The 19,699-nt window shown below is 67.1% G+C and carries 17 protein-coding genes; 5 read left to right on the top strand and 12 right to left on the bottom strand.

All coding sequences use genetic code 11. The annotated features are described in order from the left end of the window. Positions 1–374 precede the first annotated feature (374 nt). From ACEN9Q_RS15710 to ompR, 4 genes are all read right to left on the bottom strand, one after another. A complete protein-coding gene (locus ACEN9Q_RS15710; RefSeq protein ID WP_495625226.1) occupies positions 375–1,121 on the bottom strand; it encodes a helix-turn-helix transcriptional regulator in 747 nt (248 codons plus the stop codon). A 413-nt stretch (positions 1,122–1,534) separates the two neighbouring features. Then, positions 1,535–1,894, bottom strand: a complete 360-nt coding sequence (locus ACEN9Q_RS15705) for a YXWGXW repeat-containing protein (RefSeq protein ID WP_056436393.1) — start codon at positions 1,892–1,894, stop codon at positions 1,535–1,537. 108 nt (positions 1,895–2,002) lie between these two features. Continuing rightward, positions 2,003–3,328 (bottom strand): sensor histidine kinase family protein, encoded by a 1,326-nt coding sequence (locus ACEN9Q_RS15700; protein ID WP_056436390.1) that lies wholly within the window; start codon positions 3,326–3,328, stop codon positions 2,003–2,005. Positions 3,329–3,378: 50 nt separating this feature from the next. Then, positions 3,379–4,143 carry an osmolarity response regulator transcription factor OmpR gene (gene ompR / locus ACEN9Q_RS15695; protein WP_495625225.1) on the bottom strand — a complete coding sequence of 255 codons (765 nt, stop codon included), beginning with the start codon at positions 4,141–4,143 and terminating at the stop codon, positions 3,379–3,381. Between the two features lie 215 nt (positions 4,144–4,358). Here ompR and ACEN9Q_RS15690 point away from each other — a divergent pair, with 215 nt between their 5' ends. The 3 genes from ACEN9Q_RS15690 to ACEN9Q_RS15680 all read left to right on the top strand — a co-directional run bounded on the left by ACEN9Q_RS15690 (position 4,359) and on the right by ACEN9Q_RS15680 (position 8,741). After that, positions 4,359–4,730 carry a hypothetical protein gene (locus ACEN9Q_RS15690; protein WP_495625224.1) on the top strand — a complete coding sequence of 124 codons (372 nt, stop codon included), beginning with the start codon at positions 4,359–4,361 and terminating at the stop codon, positions 4,728–4,730. A 131-nt stretch (positions 4,731–4,861) separates the two neighbouring features. Continuing rightward, complete coding sequence (locus ACEN9Q_RS15685; protein WP_495625223.1) at positions 4,862–6,772, top strand: flagellar assembly protein A; 1,911 nt, start codon at positions 4,862–4,864, stop codon at positions 6,770–6,772. A 100-nt stretch (positions 6,773–6,872) separates the two neighbouring features. Next, positions 6,873–8,741 (top strand): M2 family metallopeptidase, encoded by a 1,869-nt coding sequence (locus tag ACEN9Q_RS15680; protein WP_495628959.1) that lies wholly within the window; start codon positions 6,873–6,875, stop codon positions 8,739–8,741. Positions 8,742–9,044: 303 nt separating this feature from the next. Here ACEN9Q_RS15680 and ACEN9Q_RS15675 read toward each other — a convergent pair whose 3' ends face one another. Further along, positions 9,045–10,145 (bottom strand): HDOD domain-containing protein, encoded by a 1,101-nt coding sequence (locus ACEN9Q_RS15675; RefSeq protein WP_495625222.1) that lies wholly within the window; start codon positions 10,143–10,145, stop codon positions 9,045–9,047. Positions 10,146–10,296: 151 nt separating this feature from the next. Between ACEN9Q_RS15675 and ACEN9Q_RS15670 the strand changes: the two genes are divergently transcribed. Continuing rightward, positions 10,297–10,755: a chemotaxis protein CheW gene (locus tag ACEN9Q_RS15670; protein ID WP_229412576.1), complete on the top strand. Its 459-nt coding sequence runs from the start codon at positions 10,297–10,299 to the stop codon at positions 10,753–10,755. Here the strand turns inward: ACEN9Q_RS15670 and ACEN9Q_RS15665 are convergent, their stop codons facing one another. The 7 genes from ACEN9Q_RS15665 to dapC form a co-directional block, all read right to left on the bottom strand. Further along, positions 10,756–12,723, bottom strand: coding sequence for an ATP-binding cassette domain-containing protein (locus tag ACEN9Q_RS15665; RefSeq protein WP_495625221.1), 1,968 nt, complete (start codon positions 12,721–12,723; stop codon positions 10,756–10,758). It lies immediately after the preceding gene. 111 nt (positions 12,724–12,834) lie between these two features. Beyond that, positions 12,835–13,722, bottom strand: a complete 888-nt coding sequence (gene prmB / locus ACEN9Q_RS15660; protein WP_056436368.1) for a 50S ribosomal protein L3 N(5)-glutamine methyltransferase — start codon at positions 13,720–13,722, stop codon at positions 12,835–12,837. A gap of 12 nt (positions 13,723–13,734) precedes the next feature. Further along, positions 13,735–14,886: a succinyl-diaminopimelate desuccinylase gene (gene dapE, locus ACEN9Q_RS15655; RefSeq protein ID WP_495625220.1), complete on the bottom strand. Its 1,152-nt coding sequence runs from the start codon at positions 14,884–14,886 to the stop codon at positions 13,735–13,737. Continuing rightward, positions 14,883–15,245, bottom strand: coding sequence for an ArsC family reductase (locus tag ACEN9Q_RS15650; protein ID WP_056436363.1), 363 nt, complete (start codon positions 15,243–15,245; stop codon positions 14,883–14,885). Before ACEN9Q_RS15650 ends, dapE begins: the two co-directional genes overlap by 4 nt. Before the next feature lie 108 nt (positions 15,246–15,353). Then, a complete protein-coding gene (locus ACEN9Q_RS15645; protein WP_056436360.1) occupies positions 15,354–16,496 on the bottom strand; it encodes a PilT/PilU family type 4a pilus ATPase in 1,143 nt (380 codons plus the stop codon). Positions 16,497–16,732: 236 nt separating this feature from the next. After that, on the bottom strand, positions 16,733–17,557 hold the full coding sequence (dapD, locus tag ACEN9Q_RS15640) for a 2,3,4,5-tetrahydropyridine-2,6-dicarboxylate N-succinyltransferase (protein ID WP_495625219.1): 825 nt from the start codon (positions 17,555–17,557) through the stop codon (positions 16,733–16,735). Positions 17,558–17,586: 29 nt separating this feature from the next. Further along, a complete protein-coding gene (dapC, locus tag ACEN9Q_RS15635) occupies positions 17,587–18,810 on the bottom strand; it encodes a succinyldiaminopimelate transaminase (protein ID WP_495625218.1) in 1,224 nt (407 codons plus the stop codon). 132 nt (positions 18,811–18,942) lie between these two features. Between dapC and ACEN9Q_RS15630 the strand changes: the two genes are divergently transcribed. Continuing rightward, the gene (locus tag ACEN9Q_RS15630) at positions 18,943–19,698 is read left to right on the top strand and encodes a YoaK family protein (RefSeq protein WP_495625217.1); all 756 of its coding nucleotides are present in this window, start codon (positions 18,943–18,945) and stop codon (positions 19,696–19,698) included. Position 19,699 lies beyond the last annotated feature (1 nt).

Raw genomic sequence — 19,699 nt, 5'->3', positions numbered from 1 at the left:
CCGTGGTTGGGGAGCCGGGAACGATGCAAGAACCGTGCCGAAAAAAAATTCCACCAAGAATCAACCACCTAATCGGCAAAAACGGTTGCGGATGCAGATAACTGTAAAAACCGCCGACATTCCTATTGCATGACAGCTGCGCCGGCGCCCTATTGCCACATCTTTTTATTCGTCCACCGGCAGTGGACAATCGCGCCCACTTCACTTCTGATCATTTCATTTTTTACGGATGAAAGAAAGACGATTCGATTTGCCTTGAATGCATAGCAGACGGTCAATATAGCTCAGCGTACGAGCTTGTTGCTAACAGGATAAGTCGCCGGGCGCAGTCGCTCTCGGTTGTCGTGGCGGACTTCATTGGTTTGTGGCGAACTTTATTCGCGCGCCGCAGCTGACGGCAATGTTTCCCGGCCTTTTCGCCGGTACGCCCCCGGCGTCATCCCCGTCACATCCCGCAACGCCCGCGTCAACGCGCTCTGGTCGGAAAATCCGGCCGCCAGCGCGATGTCGGCGATCGGGCGCGTCGTGTCGACCAGCCAGGCGCGGGCGCGGGACAGGCGGACGCCGCGCAGCCACGCGTGCGGGCTCGTGTCCAGCTCGGCGCGAAACAGGGCGTGCAGGCGGCTGACGCTCAGGCCGGCGCTGCGGGCCATCGAATCCGTCGACCATGGAAGACCGGGCTCGGCCTCGATGCGGGCCAGCAGGGCGGCGAGGCGCGAGGCGGGCCGGGGCGCGTCCAGCGCGAGGGTGTCGAGCAGCAGCGGCATCCAGCCGCGCAGCAGGACCGGCTGCGCGCGCATCGCGCCCATGAACTCGACGAGCTTGCGCGCGCCCGGGCCGAGCGGCATGAACGGCCGTTCCAGCAGGCGTTCCCAGGCCGGATGCGACATGGCCGTGGTGGCGACGTCGAGGATCAGCGATTCGTTGGGGCCGACGCCGGTCTGCGCATGCCAGGCGCCCGGCGCGACGCAGGCGCCGCGCAGCGGGTCCAGCCGGTCCTGCCGGCCGTCGATGTCGAGCAGCACGGCGCCGCCGAGGGGCAGCACGAGCTGGGCGAAATCGTGGCGGTCGGCGCCGAGGTCGGCGCCGTAGCTGCGCACGTGGAGGGAACAAGCGTCCATGGGCGCCAGTCTAGCATCGATGCTGCCGGGTGATCGTCCGACCAGGCCTACACGTCGACGGGAAAAAATAAAGTCGCCGCCCCCCTTGCAGACGCGGCCGCCGTCCCAATTTGCCATCCTGTTACAGCGCTCCGGCGCTGGTCTCCTCTGTCTCCTCCAAGTGCGAACTTGGATTTACCGCCTGATGCAGCGATGCGCAGGCGGTTTCTTTTTGTGCCGTGCGGTTGGCGGGGCAACGTGGGCACGGGGTGCCCACCCTACGGCGTATCGTTGGGCAGGCACGGTGGACACGGGGGCGCCATGCGGCGCGCTGTCGCGTACATAAGCAAAGCGCCGTCCGCGCCAGTAAAACCGGCACGGACGGCGCTTCGGATGCGGTGCCCGGTCAGCCTGTGCCGGGCGCGCCGCGGCGATCAGCCGCGGTTCGGATTGTTCGGATGGGCGTCCTCGCGGTTCGGGATGCCGTCGCCGTCGCGGTCGCCGCGGCGCCAGCGGCCCGGCTCCATCACCCAGTGGCCGTCGCGCTCGACCCAGGTCGGCGCATGGTAGACATAGCCGCGGCGCTCGCGCAGCCATTTGCCGCTCACCCAGACGTGATGGTGGTGGCGCCACTCCCAGTGACCCGGTGCCCACACATAACCGTGGCGTGCCTCCGGCACGCGTTCTTCGCGCGGCGGCGGCGGCGCGGTGCGGACGATGACGTCGGCGCTGGCCGGCAGCGCGACGCCGCCGAACGAGCCGGCGATCAGGGCAGCAATGAGCAGTTTTTTCATCTTGGCCTCCTCGAAAGTGGTTGTAGGCCGACTGTACCGCCACGTCACGGGCGCGACCGTGCGGCGGCGCGCTTAGCGGCGCAATTTGACGTGCCGTGGAGAAAAGATTTAGTTGGCCAGCGGCAGGGCGAATTGCAGCACCAGGCCGCCGCCGTCGCGGTTGCGCACGTTCAGCTCGGCGTTGTGGCGGCTGATCACGCGCTCGACGATCGCCAGGCCCAGGCCGGCGCCGTTGGCCTGGCCGCGGGCGCTGTCCAGGCGCGTGAACGGCCGCAGCAGTTGCTGGATCTGGTCGTCCGGCACGCCGCTGCCGTGGTCGTTGATCTCGACGACGGCGCGGCGGCCGTGGCCCGTCATCTTCACGTGCAGGGCGATGTCGATTTCGGTCACGTCCGCGCCCGGGGTCTTGCCGTAGCGCCGCGCATTCTCGATGATGTTGTTGATCACGCGGCGCAGGTCCGTCGTGTTGCCCATCACGTGGATGTCCGGATCGATGTCCGTCGTCGTGCGCACGTCCGCCAGGCGGCCGGCCTCGCGGGCGCAGTCTTCCAGCAGGTCGGACAGGTCGACCGGCACGAACGTCGCGCTTTCGGTGGGACGGGCGAAGTCGAGGAACTGGCCGATGATGGCGTCCATCTGGGCGATGTCGGACTGCATGCCGGTGCGCGCTTCGTCCGACAGCGGCGCCATTTCCACTTCCAGCTGCATGCGCGCGAGCGGCGTGCGCAGGTCGTGCGAGATGCCGGCCAGGATCACGGCGCGGTCCTTTTCCAGCTGCTGCAGGTCTTCGATCATCTGGTTGAAGCTGCGGTTCGCTTCGATGATCTCGCGCGAGCCCTTTTCCGGCAGCGGGGCGGGGCGCTTGCCCTGGGCGATCGCGCGCGCGGCCGCCGTCAGGCGCGCCAGCGGCAGGTTGACGAGGCCCGAGATCAGCGCGGCGCCCAGCAGCGACAGCGCGCCGACGACGGTCGCCCAGCCGAGCCACTGCACGCGCGTGAGGCCGGGCAGCTTGTCGCGTTCGAGCATCAGCCAGTACTTGTCGCCGTCGATGTCGAAGCTGACCCAGAAGCCGGGGATGTCGTTCACCTGGCGCGAGAAGCGCGTGTCCGGCCCGAGCTTGTCGCGCACGATGGCGGCCACTTCCGGCATCAGCGAATTCGGCGGCGGCGGCTCCACGGTGTCCGTCGGCTTCACGTCGTAGATGCGGATGCCTTCGTTCGACACGAGTTCGAACAGGAGTTCGCGCCGCAGGTCGGGCGCGGAGTGCGTCAGCGCGGCCTTCGTGATGGTGACGACGGAGACGAGCAGCTCGGCGGTCTGCTCGACCTGCGGGCCGCGCTGGAACACGTTGAGCATGCCGATCCACGAGGCCATCGACAGCCCCGTGAGCACGGACAGCAGGAAGAAGGTGCGCCAGAACAGGCCGCTCTTCATCCTGCCGAGGAGACGCGGCGCGGCCTGTTCCTTCGGGGTCGGTGCGAACACTAGCGCGGCTGGCCTTCAGGAATGAATACGTAGCCCAGGCCCCATACGGTCTGGATGTACAGCGGGCTCGAAGGATCGGGCTCGATCAGCTTGCGCAGGCGCGAGATCTGCACGTCCAGCGAGCGGTCGAACACTTCGTATTCGCGGCCGCGCGCCAGTTCCATCAGCTTTTCGCGCGACAGCGGCTGGCGCGCATGGCGCGCGAACACCTTGAGTACCGAGAATTCGCCCGTCGTCAGCGGCACGGTCTCGCCGTTCTTCTTGAGGGTGCGGGTGCCGAGGTCCAGCACGAAGTCGCCGAACTCGAAGGTCTGCGGCGTCTCGCTGGGCGCGCCGGGGATTTCGTCCGGGCCCTTGCGGCGCAGGACCGCGTTGATGCGGGCCACCAGTTCGCGCGGGTTGAACGGCTTCGGCAGGTAGTCGTCCGCGCCCATCTCGAGGCCGACGATGCGGTCGACGTCCTCGCCTTTCGCGGTGAGCATGATGATCGGGGTCTGGTCGCCGGCGCCGCGCAGGCGGCGGCAGATCGACAGGCCGTCCTCGCCGGGCAGCATCAGGTCCAGTACGAGCAGGTCGTAGCGCTCGCGCAGCCACAGCTTGTTCATCGCGGGTGCGCTTTCCGCCGTCACGACCTGGAAGCCCTGTTCGGTCAGGTAGCGGCGCAGCAGGTCGCGCAGGCGCACGTCGTCGTCGACGACCATGATCCGGGCGGCGTGGCCACCATTCGCGCCGGACGTGCCGGTATTCGAGCTTGTTGCATTCATCGTTCTGTAATTTGTCAGATTAATGTCGCTATGGTAACGTCTTATCGCTCGACGCCAAGGGGGTATCGTTGAGCCATTACATTGTGTTACAAACTTTACCCATTTCGCCTTATGCCTGGAGCTGATTCCTCATACACTGGCCTCATCGAATCGCAGTTGAATCTCAGCTCACGCTACAGCTTACTCCTAACAAGGCAAAGCGAAAGAGGAACACCATGAACAGTGCGCTCACACACCACCACGCAGCGAAAAAGGCAGGCCGCCTGGCCCGCTTTGCTGTGCTGGCGTGCGCCCTGGTGCTGGGGGCCGGCAGCGCGTTTGCCCAGCAACACGGTGACCGCCGGGACGACCGCGACGACATGCCGCAATCGTCGCGCTTCCGCTTGCCCCCGCAGCAGGACCGCGACCAGCGCGACGACATGCGTGCCGCCTACGACGATCAGCGCCGTGCCCCGCGGCAGGAGCAGCGTGAACAGCGCGAGCCCCAGCACGAGCGCCGCAGCGGGCGCATGACGCCTGACGAACGGCGCGACCTGCGCCGCCAGATCAACGAAGCGGGCATGGACCTGTACCCGCAGCGCCGCTGACCGGGATGTCGCGAGTTTCCCGACATCAACTTTGTTGCTTGTTGTTTATTTTCCGCTGACAACATGATACGCTAGCCGGATTCGCCCCGGCCCAGCCCTTGCCGTGGCATCAACCGCACGGAGCGCGTATCGTGACTACAGACTCTCCCGCAGCACCGCAGGCGCCGGCGCAGGCTTCGGCGACCCGGATCGCCGCGACCGGTCCCGAGCATTGCATCGCGCAGCGCGACGACGGGGTGTATGCCGATCCTACCGTGCTCGGCACCACGCTGCTCGCCGCCGTCGACAACGTCTACCGCGCGGGCAACTACCTCGTCGGCGTCGACTACCCCGTACTGATGAAAGCCTTGTTCGGCCACGGGCCGGACCTGCCGCGCGGACCGGACGGCATCGCGGTCGTGCGCATCGCCGCCGACATCCGGCCGTTCGACGCGGACCGGCGCGCGCTGTACCGCGCCGCCAAGGTCGGCCGCGGTTATGCCGAATACTATTTCGAGCCCGTCCGGCTGCCCGACCCGGCCGATCCGGAAGGCGAAGGCCTGCCGACCCGCCTCGACGTCGACGAATTCATCGCCGACATGTGGGGGAAGGGAATCCGCTTCGGCCTCGACCTGGACGCCATCCGCGCCGCGATGGCCTCGAACAAGGCCGACCGCATCACGTTCGCGCGCCAGGCCGATCCGGTGCCGGGCGAGGATGCCCACATCGTCGAGATCTCCGACGACATCCACCGCAACGACGCGCCGCTCGAGCTGGCCAACGGCCGCCTCGACCTGAACAGCTTCCAGAACCGCTTCCCGCAGATCCAGCCCGGCGTCCGCCTGCTCAAGAAACAGCCCGCCACGCCAGGCACGATGGGCTTCGAGATGTCCGGCACGCCGCTGCACCCCACGCCGGGGAGCGACGCCGACCTCGCGGCGTACGCGGGCACGGGCACGAAGGTCGAGCGCATGCCCGACGGCGAATTCCTCGTCTCCAGCCAGGCCGGCTTCCTGATGGTCGATGCGAAGACGAGCCGGATTTCCATCGACGAGAAAGTCGTCAGCCGCGACGGCGTCAGCGCCAAGACGACGGGCAACCTGAGCCTGGCGGGCGATTACGAGGAGTTCGGCGAAGTCCAGGAAAAACGCGTGATCGAGGCCGACAGCATCACCGTGCACGGCGACGTGTTCGGCAGCCTCGTGTCGCGCGGCGGCACGATCGTCGTGCGTGCGAACCTCGTGAGCGGCAGCGCCCACAACGCGCGCGGCGACATCCACGTGCGCGGCGTCGCGTCCGCGGCAGTGCTGAGCGCGGAGGACGGCAGCATCGTCCTGGAGCGCGCCGAGAACTGCGTCATCGCGGGCGTGCGGGTCGAGGTCGCGCATGCCGTGAACTGCGAGATCGTCGGGGACGAAGTCGTCGTCAAGATGGCCGAGGGCTGCGCGCTGGCGGGCCGGCGCGTGACGGTGGAGTGCACCGTGCCGCGCAAGCAGAGCGAGATGCTGGTGGCCGTGCTGCGCGCGGAAGACCGGCAGATCCACGAGGTCATCGCGGCCGTCGGCGAGCGCGTCGCCAGGTTCGAAGCGCTGGCCGCGCAACTCCGGGCCGCGATGGACGCCATGACGGGCAAGCCGGACGTGCGCCGCTACCTGATGCTGGCCACGCGCGTGCGCAAGGGCGACATCACGCTGTCGCCCGAGCAGGCGCGCCAGTTCCAGAAGATGGCGCAGGACATCGGGCCCGCGCTCAAGACGATCGCCGACATCTCCGCGAAGATCAAGGTGGCCGAGGCCGAGCAGCAGGCCGGCACGGGCATGCTCGCGAACCTGGAGGCGCAGCGCAGCGACGCCGCCACCATCTCCGGCGTGGCGATCCAGTCGGTGCAGGGCGAGACGCAGGTGCGCATCCTCGGCTACAGCCCGGCGGACGGGCCGCCGCATCGCTGGACGCCGCGCGACATCCGCACGCGCCTGCGCGGTCCGCAGGCGGGCGAGCTGCTGTTCATGGGCGCGGCCGGCGACTTCGCATGGAGCAGCGACGCGGTGCCCGCGGCCGCGTAAAGCCCCCCGGCGCCGGCGCGAGCGCATATACTTGTGGGCGGCCGCGAGGCCGCATTCGACAGCATCCAACCACAAGACCAGAGGGGAAACCTTGAACAACATGCGTCCCATCCACCAGCGCCGCCCGATCGGCGCGCTGGTTGCCGCCATGTGCGCCGGTGCGCTGCTCGCCAACCCGGCAAGCGCAGCAACCAAGGCCGCGAACACCAAAGGCAAGCCGACCGTGGCGGAGGCAGAGCGCTTCGTCGCCGACGCCGAACAGAAACTCGACCAGCTGGGCCTCGACGCCGGCCGCGCCGAGTGGGTAGCCGAGAACTTCATCACGCTCGACACCGAGACCCTGACCGCCCGGGCCAACGAACAATACCTGACCGTGAGCGGCGACATCGCCCTCAAGGCGCGCCGCTACAACGGCCTGAAGGTGTCCGACGCCAGCGCGCGCAAGCTGATGCTGATGCAGCAGTCGCTGATGCTGGAAAACGCCGACGACCGTGCCGACTACGCGCGCCTGGCCGCGAGCATGACGGGCGCGTACGGCAAGGCGAAGTACTGCCCCGCGGCCGCCGCCGGCGCCGCGAAGCCGGATTGCATGCCGCTGGGCGAACTGGAAAAAGTGCTGGCCACGAGCCACGATCCGGCGCGCCTGAAGGAAGTCTGGCTCGGCTGGCACGCCCAGTCGCCGGCCTACAAGCAGGATTACGCGCGGTACGTCGACCTGTCGAACAAGGGCGCCCGCGCGATGGGCTATGCCGATACCGGCGCCTTGTGGCGCTCGCGCTACGACATGGCGCCCGATGCCTTCGCGGCCGAGATGGAACGCCTGTGGCAGCAGGTGAAGCCGCTGTACGAATCGCTGCACACCTACACGCGCTACAAGCTGCGCCAGGCCTACGGTCCGGACCTCGTTCCGGCCGACGGTCCGATTCCCGCCCAGCTGCTGGGCAATATGTGGGCGCAGAGCTGGGACAACCTGTACCCGATCCTCAAGCCGGCCGGCCTGGAAAAGGGCGAAGACCTGACGGCGCTGCTGGAAGCGCGCAAGGCCAGCGCCGCCGAGATGACGCGCTATGCCGAAGGCTTCTACACGTCGCTGGGCATGCGGAAACTGCCGGCCACGTTCTGGGAGCGCTCGCTGCTGACCAAGCCGCGCGACCGCGAAGTCGTGTGCCACGCGTCCGCCTGGGACCTGGACGGCAAGGACGACGTGCGCGTCAAGATGTGCATCACGCCGACGGCCGAGGATTTCCGCACGATCCACCACGAACTGGGCCACCTGTACTACGACCTCGCGTACAGCGTGCAGTCGCCGATGTTCAAGAACGGCGCCAACGACGGCTTCCACGAAGCCATCGGCGACACCGTCGCGCTGTCGATCACGCCGGCCTACCTCAAGAAGATCGGCCTGATGAACACCGACCCGGACCCGAAACAGGAAATCGGTCCGCTGCTGTACACGGCGTTGCAGAAGGTCGCGTTCCTGCCGTTCGCGTACAAGGTCGACAAATGGCGCTGGCAGGTGTACGGCGGCCAGGTCAAGCCGGCCGACTACGACAAGGCCTGGTGGGCGCTGACGGAGCAGTACCAGGGCGTGGCGCGTCCGGCCCCGATCGTCGACGGCGGCTTCGATGCCGGCGCCAAGTTCCACGTCGCCAGCGACACCCCGTACGCACGCTACTTCCTGGCCCACGTGCTGCAGTTCCAGTTCCACCGCGCGCTGTGCAAGGAGGCGGGCGACACGGGACCGCTGTACCGCTGCTCGATCTACGGCAACAAGAAGGCCGGCGCCAAGTTCCAGCAGATGCTGGCGATGGGCACCAGCAAGCCGTGGCCGGAAGCGCTGAAGGCCATCACGGGGTCGGAGAAGATGGATGCGACGGCGATGCTGGAATACTTCGCGCCGCTCAAGACCTGGCTGGATGAGCAGAACAAGCAGCTGGCGATCGAAGACGCGAAGCTGACGAAGCGTTGAACCGTCTGGCGGGCTCCCCGAGCCCGCCGGATGCATGCGGCGCGGTCACGCATCATGGGCACGGGGTGCCCATCCTACGCGGCTTCCGCAGCCGTAGGGCGGGTTCCCCGAGCCCGCCGGATGCATGCGGCGCGGTCACGCATCATGGGCACGGGGTGCCCATCCTACGTGGCTTCCGCAGCCGTAGGGTGGGCTCCCCGAGCCCGCCGGATGCATGCGGCGCGGTCACGCATCATGGGCACGGGGTGCCCATCCTACGCGGCTTCCGCAGCCGTAGGGTGGGCTCCCCGAGCCCGCCAGACGTCAACCATCCCCGGTCGCCGCCAGCGCCGCATAACACGGCGCGGCTTCGGGCGGCAGTCCCGCGAACAAGGCCTCATCCGCCTCGTCGAGCAGCCCCTGCTCGACGAGCATGCGCACCTTGCCCAGATAATCCGTCAGCTTGAGCAGGCGCCCCAGCGGCGATACCGCCGCACCGCGCCGCAACGCGCCCTGTTCCAGCAGCGCCTGGGCCACCGAGTCCGGAAAATTCCATTCGCGCGCGATGCTCGCGCACAGGCGGCGCGTGTCGCGCGCCAGCTGGGCCAGGAACACGTCGGAGCCGAGCCGTTCGCCTTCCTGCGCCATCTGGTCCATGATGCGCAGGCTGACGATCAGGCCCACGTTCTGCAGCAGCCCCGCCAGGAAGGCGTCGAACGGCGCGATGCCGTCGCCGGCCGTCCGGCGCGCGGCCAGCGCGCAGCGCTCCGAATGCGCCCACAGGTGCGGCGCCAGCCGGCGCGTATAAAACCCCGAATGCATGTCGATGATGGGACGGAACGCGACCGTCGTGATCAACTGGCGCAGGCCTTCCTGGCCGATCAGGATCACCGCGTGCTCGACGCTCGTGATGGCGTTCCCGGTCCCCTGGTAGCAGCTGTTGGCGAGGCGGACGACGGCGGCCACTAGCACGGGATCGGACGCGATCGTGCGCGACAGCGCGCTGCCCGAGAAGGTTTCGCTGCGCAGGCTTTGCAGCAGTTGCGGGACGAGCCCCGGCATGCGCCGCACCAGCGCCGCGCCGGACTGCTGCGACGCGACGATCGCGGCCAGCGCGTCCAGCACGCGGGTTTCGGTGCCGGTGAGTTCCAGGCCGCCGCCGGCGTGATCGAACAGCCAGCCGTTCCACGCGCCGTTGATCCGTTCCAGCTGTTCGAACGACACGGCCGCCGTGGCCGCCAGCCGCCGCGCCGGCTCGGCCGGAGCAGCGGGAGCAGCAGGAGCCGCCGGAGCCGCTGGAGCCGCGGGGGCGCGAGCAGGCGCCGCTGCATCGGGCACGGGCGCCAGATCGGCGACAGGCATGGCGGCCGGCTGCGGTTGCGCGGCGGCCGGGCCGGAAAAAAGGCGTTGCAGCCACCGGAACATCGTCATCCCCTCTAGGTCAATTCCGAACATTGTACGGGCGCAGGTGCCGAACGCAAGGTAGGAAATGTCTCATAATTTGTTGACTGTACTCAACAATTTCCAGGCGTCATCGCCGTAGCATGGCGATCTTGAGAAAGGATCCGCCATGCACATGACTACGACCACCCAGTTCCTGAGCTTTACCCTCGGCGGCCTCGAATACGGGCTCGATGTCGCCAAGGTGCAGGAACTGCGCGTCCTCAAGGCCCTCGAGCGGTTCGCCGCGGACGGCGAGATGGTCAAGGGCGTGGCCGTCTCGCGCGGCGTGATCATGCCGCTCGTGGACATGCGCGCCGCCTGCGGCCGGGCACCCGGCGCGCCCGACCCGATGACGGACGTGATCATCCTCAGGCTGTCGAGCTGCGTGATGGGGATGGTGGTGGACGGCGTCACGGGTGTCGTGTCGCTGGCGCCCGAGCAGGTGTCGCCCGTGCCGGGCGCGGACCGGGCCCAGGTCGATTACCTGATCGGCCTGGGGCAGGCGGGGACGCGCCGCCTGATCCTCGTCGACATCGACCGGCTGATGTCGGTGCGCAGGCCGAAGAAGGATGGAGCGCGGCAGGTGGCCTGATCAGGCGACGAGGCTTTCCAGCTGCTCCTGCAGCTCCAGCCACTCGTTCTCCAGGTTGCCCAGGTCGCGCGTGAGAAACGCCTGGTCGGCCACGAGGTTCTTGAGCTCTTCCTTCTTGTCGGCCTCGTAGATGCCCGGCTCCAGCAGCCGGGCGTCGACGTCGGCCCTCTTCGCGTTCAGCTTGGCCATCTGCTCTTCGAGCCGCTTGATGCGGTTTTCGATCGGCTTCTTCAGCGCCGCCACGCGCTGGCGTTCTTCCGCTTCGAGGCGCTTCTGTTCCTTGCGGTCGACGGCTGCGACGGGCGCCGCGGCGGCGGACGCGGGCAGCAGGGCGCTCGCGCCGGCGTCGCCTTTCAGCTTGGTCTGGAACAGCCAGTCCTTGTAGTCGTCCAGGTCGCCGTCGAACGGCTGCAGGCGGCCGTCGGCCACGATGATGAACTGGTCGGTCGTCGCGCGCAGCAGGTGGCGGTCGTGCGAGACGACGACGAGCGTGCCCTCGAACTGCGCCAGCGCCAGCGTGAGCGCCTCGCGCGTTTCCAGGTCCAGGTGGTTCGTCGGTTCGTCCAGCAGCAGCAGGTTGGGGCGCTGCCACACGATCAGCGCGAGCGCCAGGCGGGCCTTCTCGCCGCCGGAGAACGGGGCGATGGAACTCGTCACCATATCGCCCGGGAAGTTGAAGCCGCCGAGGAAGTTGCGCAGCTCCTGCTCGCGCGTCGTCGGCGCGATCTTTTGCAGGTGCCACAGCGGCGATTCGTCGTGGCGCAGCATCTCGACCTGGTGCTGGGCGAAGTAGCCGATGACGAGGCCCTTGCCCAGGGTCGCCGTGCCGGCCAGCGGCGCGAGGTCGCCCGCGATCGTCTTGATCAAGGTGGATTTGCCGGCGCCGTTCACGCCCAGCAGGCCGATGCGCTGGCCCGTCTGCAGCGAGAAGGTCACCTTGTGGACGATGGTCTTGCCGCCGACCTTGTCGCCATGCGCGTCGAGCAGCGGATAGCCGGCGTCGACGTCTTCCATCACGAGCAGCGGGTTCGGTGCCGACAGCGGATCGCGGAATTCGAACGAGAACTCGGCCGCGGCGCGCAGCGGGGCCAGTTCTTCCATCTTCGCCAGCGCCTTCATGCGGCTCTGGGCCTGGCGCGCCTTGGTGGCCTTGGCCTTGAAGCGGTCGACGAACGATTGCAGGTGGGCGCGCGTGCGCTGCTGTTTTTCGTACGCGGCCGCGGCGAGGACCAGGTGCGCGGCGCGCTGGCGCTCGAACGCGGAGTAGTTGCCCGAGTAGCGTGTCAAGCTACGCTCGTGGATGTGCACGACGACGTTCACGATTTCGTCGAGGAAGTCGCGGTCGTGCGAGATGATGATCAGGGTGCCGGGATAGCGCTTGAGCCAGTCCTCGAGCCAGATGATGGCGTCCAGGTCCAGGTGGTTGGTCGGCTCGTCCAGCAGCAGCAGGTCGGAAGGACACATCAGCGCCTGCGCGAGGTTCAGGCGCATGCGCCAGCCGCCCGAGAAGCTGGCGACGGGCTGGCGCATCTGCTCCAGCGAGAAGCCCAGGCCGAGCAGCAACTGCTCGCCGCGCGACTGCACCGTGTAGGCGTCGGCATCGGCCAGCGCCGCGTGCACGTGGCCGATGGCGAGGCCGTTCTCCGTCGTGTGCGGCAGGTGTTCGAGGCGTTCCAGCTCGCCCTGCAAGGTGCGCAGGTGGGCGTCGCCGTCGATGGCGTACTCGATCGCGGGGCGGTCCAGCGCCGGGGTCTCCTGCGCCACATAGGCCATGCGCCAGCGCGCGGGAAAGTCGATCTCGCCCTGGTCCGGGTGGAGCTCGTTGCGCAGCATCGCGAACAGGCTGGATTTGCCGGCGCCGTTCGCGCCGATCAGGCCGATCTTGTCGCCGGGATTGAGGGTGAGGTCGGCGTCTTCCAGCAGCGGCTTCGTGCCGCGCATCAGGCTGACGTTGGAGAATCGGATCATGTGGGAACTAAGTTATCGTATCCAACGTCGCCCCTGCGAAGGCAGGGGCCCAAGTTCGTGGCGGCTTGCGCAGACTTGGGTTCCCGCCTGCGCGGGAACGACGGTGTTTTTTTATTTGGCCAGCTGCTCGGCCGTCAGCAGAAATACCGCATCGTCACCCTGGCTGGTGGTCAGCCACGTCAGCCCCAGATGGCCGAACGCCGCTTCCGCATACTCGCGCTCGTTGCCGATCTCGACGATCAGCACGCCTTCCGGGCTCAGGCGCTCGGCGGCGCCGTCGACGATCTTGCGCACGAGGTCCATGCCGTCCTCGCCGCCGGCCAGGGCGATTCTAGGTTCGCGCAGGTATTCCGGCGGCAGCTTGCCCATCGAATCGCTGTTCACGTATGGCGGATTCGTGACGATCAGGTCGTACTTCTTGAACGGCACGTGCTGGTACAGGTCGGACTCGATCGGGTTCACGCGGCCTTCGAGCTTGTAGTCGCGGATGTTGCGCTCGGCCACGGCCAGCGCGTCCTGCGAGATGTCGACGGCGTCGACGACGGCGTTCGGGAACGCGTCCGCCAGCATGATCGCCAGGCAGCCGGAGCCGGTGCACAGTTCCAGCACGTTCTCGACGCCGTCCGGATCGGCCACCCACGGGCTGAACATGTTCGGAATCAGCTCGGCGATGAACGAGCGCGGCACGAGCACGCGTTCGTCGACGTAGAAGTTGTAGCTGCCCAGCCACGCTTCGTTCGTGATGTAGGCGGCCGGCACGCGTTCGGTGACGCGGCGCTCGATGACGGCCATTACCTGCAGCACTTCTTCCGGCAGCAGGCGGGCGTCGAGGAAGGGCTCGAGCTTGTCCAGCGGCAGTTTCAGGGTGTGCAGGATCAGGTAGGCGGCCTCGTCGAAGGCTTCGGCGCTGCCGTGGCCGAAGAACAGCTTGGCACCGTTGAAGCGGGTGACGGCGTAGCGCAGCAGGTCGCGCGGCGTGCAGAAATTGGTCGTGGTCATGGCCAGGTCTCGTTATGCCGCGGACGGCGGGATGGTCAGCAATCGTTCCAGCGTGCGCCGGTAGATGTTCTTGAGCGGATCGATGTATCGCACTTCGATGTGCTCGTCGATCTTGTGGATGCTGTCGTTGGGTGGCCCGAATTCTATCACCTGGGGGCAGATGCGCGCGATGAAGCGCCCGTCGGAGGTGCCGCCCGTCGTCGACAATTCGGTCGTCACGCCCAGTTCCTGCTTGATCGAGCCGCAGATCGCGTCCGACAGCGTGCCCTTGGGCGTGAGGAACGGGTGGCCGGACAGCGTCCACTTGAGGTCGTAGTCGAGGCCGTGGCGGTCGAGGATCGCGTGCACGCGCGCCTGCAGGCTCTCGGCCGTGCTCGCGGTGGAAAAGCGGAAATTGAAATCGACCTTCAGTTCGCCCGGGATCACGTTCGTCGCGCCCGTGCCGGCCGCGATGTTCGACATCTGCCAGCTCGTCGGCGGAAAGTACTCGTTGCCTTCATCCCATTGCTCGGCCGCGAGCTCGGCCAGGGCCGGCGCGGCCAGGTGGATCGGGTTGCGCGCCAGGTGCGGGTAAGCGATATGGCCCTGCACGCCCTTGACGACGAGGCAGCCCGACAGCGAACCACGGCGGCCGTTCTTGATCATGTCGCCCAGCACGTGGCTGGACGTGGGCTCGCCCACGAGGCAATAGTCGATCGTCTCGCCCCGGTCTTCCAGCAGCTCGCACACGATGACGGTGCCGTCCGTGGCGGGGCCTTCCTCGTCCGACGTGATCAAAAAGGCGATCGAGCCGATGTGTTCCGGGTGCATTGCCACGAATTCCTCGACGGCGACGACCATGGCGGCGATCGACGTCTTCATGTCCGACGCGCCGCGGCCGTACAGCCTGCCGTCGCGGATGGTCGGCGTGAACGGTTGCGACGCCCACTGGCCGGCGGGGCCGGTCGGCACGACGTCCGTGTGGCCGGCGAACACGAACACCGGCGCCGCGTCGCCGCGGCGCGCCCACAGATTGGTCACGCCGTTCGATTCGATCGTTTCGCACCGAAAACCGAGGGGCGCCAGCAGATCCTTCAGTTTCTGCTGGCAGCCCTTGTCCTGCGGCGTGACGGAATCGAGCGCGATCAGCGCTTCCGTCAGCTTGTGGGTGCGCGAGGGCTTCATGCGGGCCAGTCGCCGAACAGGTCTTCGTACTGCTCGGCGGAAAAACCGACGGACAATTTACCGGCGCCTTCCAGCACGGGACGCTTGATGACGGACGGATTCTCCAGCATCAGGTCGAGGGCGCTGGCCTTGTCGACGACCTGCGCGCGGCGCTCGTCGGACAGCTTGCGCCACGTCGTGCCCTTGCGGTTCACGAGCGTTTCCCAATCGATCTGCTCGAGCCAGTGCGCGACGGTGGCGCGCTCCAGGCCTTGCTTCTTGAAGTCATGGAATTCGAACTCCTGGCCGTTGTCGGCGAGCCAGGTGCGGGCTTTCTTGACGGTGTCGCAGTTGGGAATACCGTAGAGGATATTTTTCATGGCGGGATGGGTCTTGCCGTTCGGGAAGGCGCGAAGGATAGCACAGGCCGGCTATCCGGCAGATAGTTTAGCAATGGCGGGGCAGGAGCAGCGCGCGGGCGCGGCCGCTCAGTTATCCAGCGTAAATTCCGTGAACGACGCCCCGTCCGGCTCGGCCGGTTTGGGCGCTTCTTGCTCCCGCGCCTTGCTGTCCGGTCCGTTGTTGATCAGCCAGAGCAGGTTGGTGGCCGAGTCGGCATTGGCCAGCGCTTCTTCCTGCGTGATGAGGTCGGCCTGCACGAGTTCCAGCAGCGCGGTTTCGAACGACTGCGAACCCGGCGACAGGCTCTTGTCCATCGCTTCCTTGATCTGGCCGATGTCGCCCTTTTCGATCAGGTCGGCGACGTAGCGCGTGTTGACCATGATCTCGACCGCGGCCTGGCGCCGCCCGCCCGCCTTCGCGCGCACGAGGCGCTGCGACACGATGGCCTTGACGGCGGACGACAGGTCCTGCAGCAGGGCGGGGCGGTTTTCGATCGGGTAGAAGCTGATGATGCGGTTCAGCGCGTTGTAGCTGTTGTTCGCGTGCAGGGTCGCGAGCACCAGGTGGCCGGACTGCGCGTAGGCGAGGGCGGCGGCCATCGTGTCCTTGTCGCGGATCTCGCCGATCAGGATGCAGTCGGGCGCCTGGCGCATCGAATTGCGCAGCGCGACGTCGAAGCTCTTCGCGTCGCTGCCGATCTCGCGCTGGTTGATGATCGATTTCTTGTTCTTGAACAGGTATTCGATGGGGTCTTCCAGCGTGAGGATGTGGCCGTGGCGCTGCTCGTTGCGGTGGTCGAGCATCGAGGCGATCGTCGTCGACTTGCCCGATCCGGTCGCACCGACGATGAGCAGCAGGCCCCGCTTTTCCATGATCAGCTCGGACAGCACCGGGGGCAGGCCCAGCTCGGCCAGCGGCGGGATCGTCGCGGGGACGAAACGGAACACGGCGGAAATGCTGCCGCGCTGGCGGAAGGCGGACAGGCGGAAGCGGCCCAGGTTCGCGACCGAGATGCCCATATTGAGCTCGTTGTCGCGTTCCAGCTCTTCCATCTGCTCGGGGCTCGCGATTTCCGACAGCAGGACGCGGATGTTCTCGGGCTCGAGCTTGTTCTGGTTGATCGGGATGAGGTTCCCGTTGATCTTGATGTGGACGGGTGAATTGACCGCGAAGAACATGTCGGACGCGTTCTTTTCCTTCATCAACTGGAACAGGCGTTCCATCATCATGGTGCTCTCCCTTGCTTCGCGGTAATTTTTCGCGTTTAAGGGATTCTAACCTGAGGGGGGGAGGTTGGGCAGCGCGGTGCGGAAAATGCTGTGGAGATGGTCAGCCATGGCACGTCGTCCCCGCGGAGGCGGGGACCCAATTGAGTGCGCGGTATGCAAACGTACTTGGGTTCCCGCCTGCGCGGGAACGACGGTTTTCAGGCCGCAGCGTGGGCGCGTGCCCACCAAATGCCGGATCAGATCCCGCGCAGCAGCTCGTTGATGCCGGTCTTCGCGCGCGTCTTGGCATCGACCTGCTTGACGATCACGGCGCAGTACAGGCTGTACTTGCCGTCGGCCGAGGGCAGGTTGCCCGACACGACGACGGAACCGGCCGGGATGCGGCCATACGTCACTTCGCCGGTCTCGCGGTTGTAGATCTTGGTCGACTGGCCGATGTACACGCCCATCGAGATCACCGAGTTTTCTTCGACGATCACGCCTTCCACGACTTCCGAGCGGGCGCCGATGAAGCAGTTGTCTTCGATGATGGTCGGGTTGGCCTGCATCGGTTCCAGCACGCCGCCGATGCCGACGCCGCCCGACAGGTGGACGTTCTTGCCGATCTGGGCGCAGGAGCCGACGGTGGCCCACGTGTCGACCATCGCGCCTTCGTCGACGTAGGCGCCGATGTTCACGTACGACGGCATCAAGACGACGTTCTTGCCGATGAACGAGCCGCGGCGGGCGACGGCCGGCGGCACGACGCGGAAGCCGCCCTTGGCGAAATCGTCGGCGGTGTAGTTGGCGAACTTGGTCGGGACCTTGTCGTAGAACTGCATGCCGCCGCCTTCGACGGGTACGTTGTTTTCCAGGCGGAACGACAGCAGGACGGCCTTCTTGATCCACTGGTTCACGACCCAGCTGCCGCTGTCTTTCTGGGCGACGCGCAGGCTGCCGTCGTCAAGGCCGGCCAGGACGTGGGCGACGGCGTCGCGCACTTCCGCGCTGGCGCCCGCCGGGCTGATGTCCGCGCGCTGTTCCCACGCGGTGTCGATGATGGTCTGGAGTTGTTGGGTCATGATGGTCTATCGTTGGGTTGGTGTCTGATTCAGGACGAAGCCTTGAGGTCTTTGCAGAACTGGACGATGCGGTTCGCCGCTTCCAGTCCTTCGTCCACTTCGGCGACGAGCGCCATGCGGATGCGGTTGCGGCCCGGATTGCTGCCGTGCGCGTCGCGCGCCAGGTAACTGCCGGGCAAAACCGTTACATTATATTCGGCGTACAGGCCCCGTGCGAACTCCGTGTCCGACAGGCCCGTGCGGCGCACGTCGGCCCACAGGTAGAAGCCGGCGTCGGGCAGTTCCACGTCCATCGCCTGCTTGAGCAGCGGGGTGATGAGGTGGAACTTTTCCTTGTACAGGTTGCGGTTCTCCTGCACGTGGTGTTCGTCGTTCCACGCCGCGCAGGACGCGGCCTGCACCGGCGGCGACATCGCGCCGCCGCAGTAGGTGCGGTACAGCAGGAATTTCTTCATCAGTTCCGGATCGCCGGCGACGAAGCCCGAGCGCATGCCCGGCACGTTCGAACGCTTGGAGAGGCTCGAGAACACGATCAGGTTGGCGTACGGACGCGCGCCGCCGCTCCGGCCCAGCTGGTGCGCCGCTTCCAGCGCGCCCAGCGGGGGCGTGGCGCCGAAATAGATCTCGGAATAGCACTCGTCGGCCGCGATGACGAAGCCGTGGCGGTCGGACAGCGCGAACAGTTCGCGCCAGTCGTCCAGCGACAGCACGGCGCCGGTCGGATTGCCGGGGGAGCACAGGTACAGCAGCTGCACGCGCTGCCACACGGCGGCTGGCACGCTGGAGTAATCGCAGGCGAAGTTGCGGGCCGGCTGGGAATTCACGAAATACGGCTCGGCGCCCGCGAGATAGGCCGCGCCTTCGTAGATCTGGTAGAACGGATTCGGGCTGACGACGAGGGCGCCCGGCTTCGACGCATCGACCACGCTGTGCGCGATCGCGAACAGCGCCTCGCGCGAGCCGTTCACGGGCAGCACCATCGTGGCCGGGTCGAGCGGCGGGATCGCATAGCGGCGCTCCAGCCAGCCGGCGATCGCGGCGCGCAGCGGCTCGCTGCCGTGCGTGGTCGGATACGTGGCCAGGCCGGCCATCGCGTGCGTCAGGGCCTTCTGGATGAAGGCGGGCGTCGGGTGCTTGGGTTCGCCGATACCCAGGCTGATGGGTTTGTAGTCGGGATTCGGCGTGACGCCGGCGAACAACTGGCGCAGCTTTTCGAACGGATAAGGGTGCAGGCGGTCGAGATGTGGATTCACGGCGATGTGTTTTCTTGGCGATATGCGGTGTGAGAAGGACAATTATAGCCAGATCCGGTGCCGCGGCGACCTTTCCGGACGCCCCGGGTCGGCGTAGTATTGACGACAGGAATCCTTACAGGCCCACCGATCATGCAGCGCTCCGTCGACTACGTCCGTACCCTGACCGCCCAGGCCCGCAGCGCGCGCGCCAACCGCCACCTCGGCTTCGCGCTGGCCGGCGTGGCCGGGGCGACGAATGCCGGCGGCTTCCTGGCCGTGCACCAGTACACGTCGCACATGACGGGCATCGTGTCCTCGGCCGCCGACAATCTCGCGCTGGGCGCCGGCGATCTCGTGCTGGACGCGCTCGGCGCCATCCTCTCGTTCCTGCTGGGCGCGGCCAGCACGGCGCTGCTCGTCAACTACGGACGGCGCCGCAGCCTGGCCAGCGAATACGCGCTGCCGCTGATGTTCGAAGCCGTGCTGCTGCTGGCGTTCGGGGTGCTGGGCGCGCGCCTGTCCAGCGTCCGGGGCCTGTTCGTGCCGGCCACCGTGATGCTGCTGTGCTATACGATGGGCCTGCAGAACGCCCTGGTGACGAAGCTGTCGCACGCCGAGATCCGCACGACGCACATGACGGGCATCGTCACCGACATCGGCATCGAACTGGGCAGGATGTTGTACTGGAATGCCGACGAGACCGCGCGTCCGCGCGTGGCGTCCAACCACGCGCGCCTCGCGGTGCTGTGCGGCCTGCTGGGCAGTTTTTTCGGCGGCGGCGTGGCCGGCGCGCTCGGGTTCAAGGTCCTCGGCTATGCGGCGACGGTGCCGCTGGCGCTGCTGTTGTGCAGCCTCGCCATCGTGCCGGCGCTGGACGACCTGCGCGCACGCGCGCGCAGGTCTTGAC

It is taken from the genome of Massilia sp. Masssp93 (assembly GCF_059491295.1).
Note: the sequence above shows the minus strand (reverse complement) of the source record. Positions and strands in the feature narration are given on the sequence as shown.

Excerpts from the sequence above, each read along its gene's own strand:
- ACEN9Q_RS15710 (WP_495625226.1), bottom strand. The coding sequence starts at position 1,121 with ATGGACGCTTGTTCCCTCCACGTGCGCAGCTACGGCGCCGACCTCGGC.
- ACEN9Q_RS15650 (WP_056436363.1), bottom strand. The coding sequence starts at position 15,245 with ATGAAAAATATCCTCTACGGTATTCCCAACTGCGACACCGTCAAGAAA.
- dapD (WP_495625219.1), bottom strand. The coding sequence starts at position 17,557 with ATGACCCAACAACTCCAGACCATCATCGACACCGCGTGGGAACAGCGC.
- ACEN9Q_RS15705 (WP_056436393.1), bottom strand. The coding sequence starts at position 1,894 with ATGAAAAAACTGCTCATTGCTGCCCTGATCGCCGGCTCGTTCGGCGGC.
- ACEN9Q_RS15700 (WP_056436390.1), bottom strand. The coding sequence starts at position 3,328 with ATGAAGAGCGGCCTGTTCTGGCGCACCTTCTTCCTGCTGTCCGTGCTC.
- ACEN9Q_RS15665 (WP_495625221.1), bottom strand. The coding sequence starts at position 12,723 with ATGATCCGATTCTCCAACGTCAGCCTGATGCGCGGCACGAAGCCGCTG.
- ACEN9Q_RS15670 (WP_229412576.1), top strand. The coding sequence starts at position 10,297 with ATGACTACGACCACCCAGTTCCTGAGCTTTACCCTCGGCGGCCTCGAA.
- ACEN9Q_RS15630 (WP_495625217.1), top strand. The coding sequence starts at position 18,943 with ATGCAGCGCTCCGTCGACTACGTCCGTACCCTGACCGCCCAGGCCCGC.
- ACEN9Q_RS15675 (WP_495625222.1), bottom strand. The coding sequence starts at position 10,145 with ATGTTCCGGTGGCTGCAACGCCTTTTTTCCGGCCCGGCCGCCGCGCAA.
- ACEN9Q_RS15645 (WP_056436360.1), bottom strand. The coding sequence starts at position 16,496 with ATGATGATGGAACGCCTGTTCCAGTTGATGAAGGAAAAGAACGCGTCC.
- prmB (WP_056436368.1), bottom strand. The coding sequence starts at position 13,722 with ATGACCACGACCAATTTCTGCACGCCGCGCGACCTGCTGCGCTACGCC.
- ACEN9Q_RS15690 (WP_495625224.1), top strand. The coding sequence starts at position 4,359 with ATGAACAGTGCGCTCACACACCACCACGCAGCGAAAAAGGCAGGCCGC.
- ompR (WP_495625225.1), bottom strand. The coding sequence starts at position 4,143 with ATGAATGCAACAAGCTCGAATACCGGCACGTCCGGCGCGAATGGTGGC.
- ACEN9Q_RS15680 (WP_495628959.1), top strand. The coding sequence starts at position 6,873 with ATGCGTCCCATCCACCAGCGCCGCCCGATCGGCGCGCTGGTTGCCGCC.
- dapE (WP_495625220.1), bottom strand. The coding sequence starts at position 14,886 with ATGAAGCCCTCGCGCACCCACAAGCTGACGGAAGCGCTGATCGCGCTC.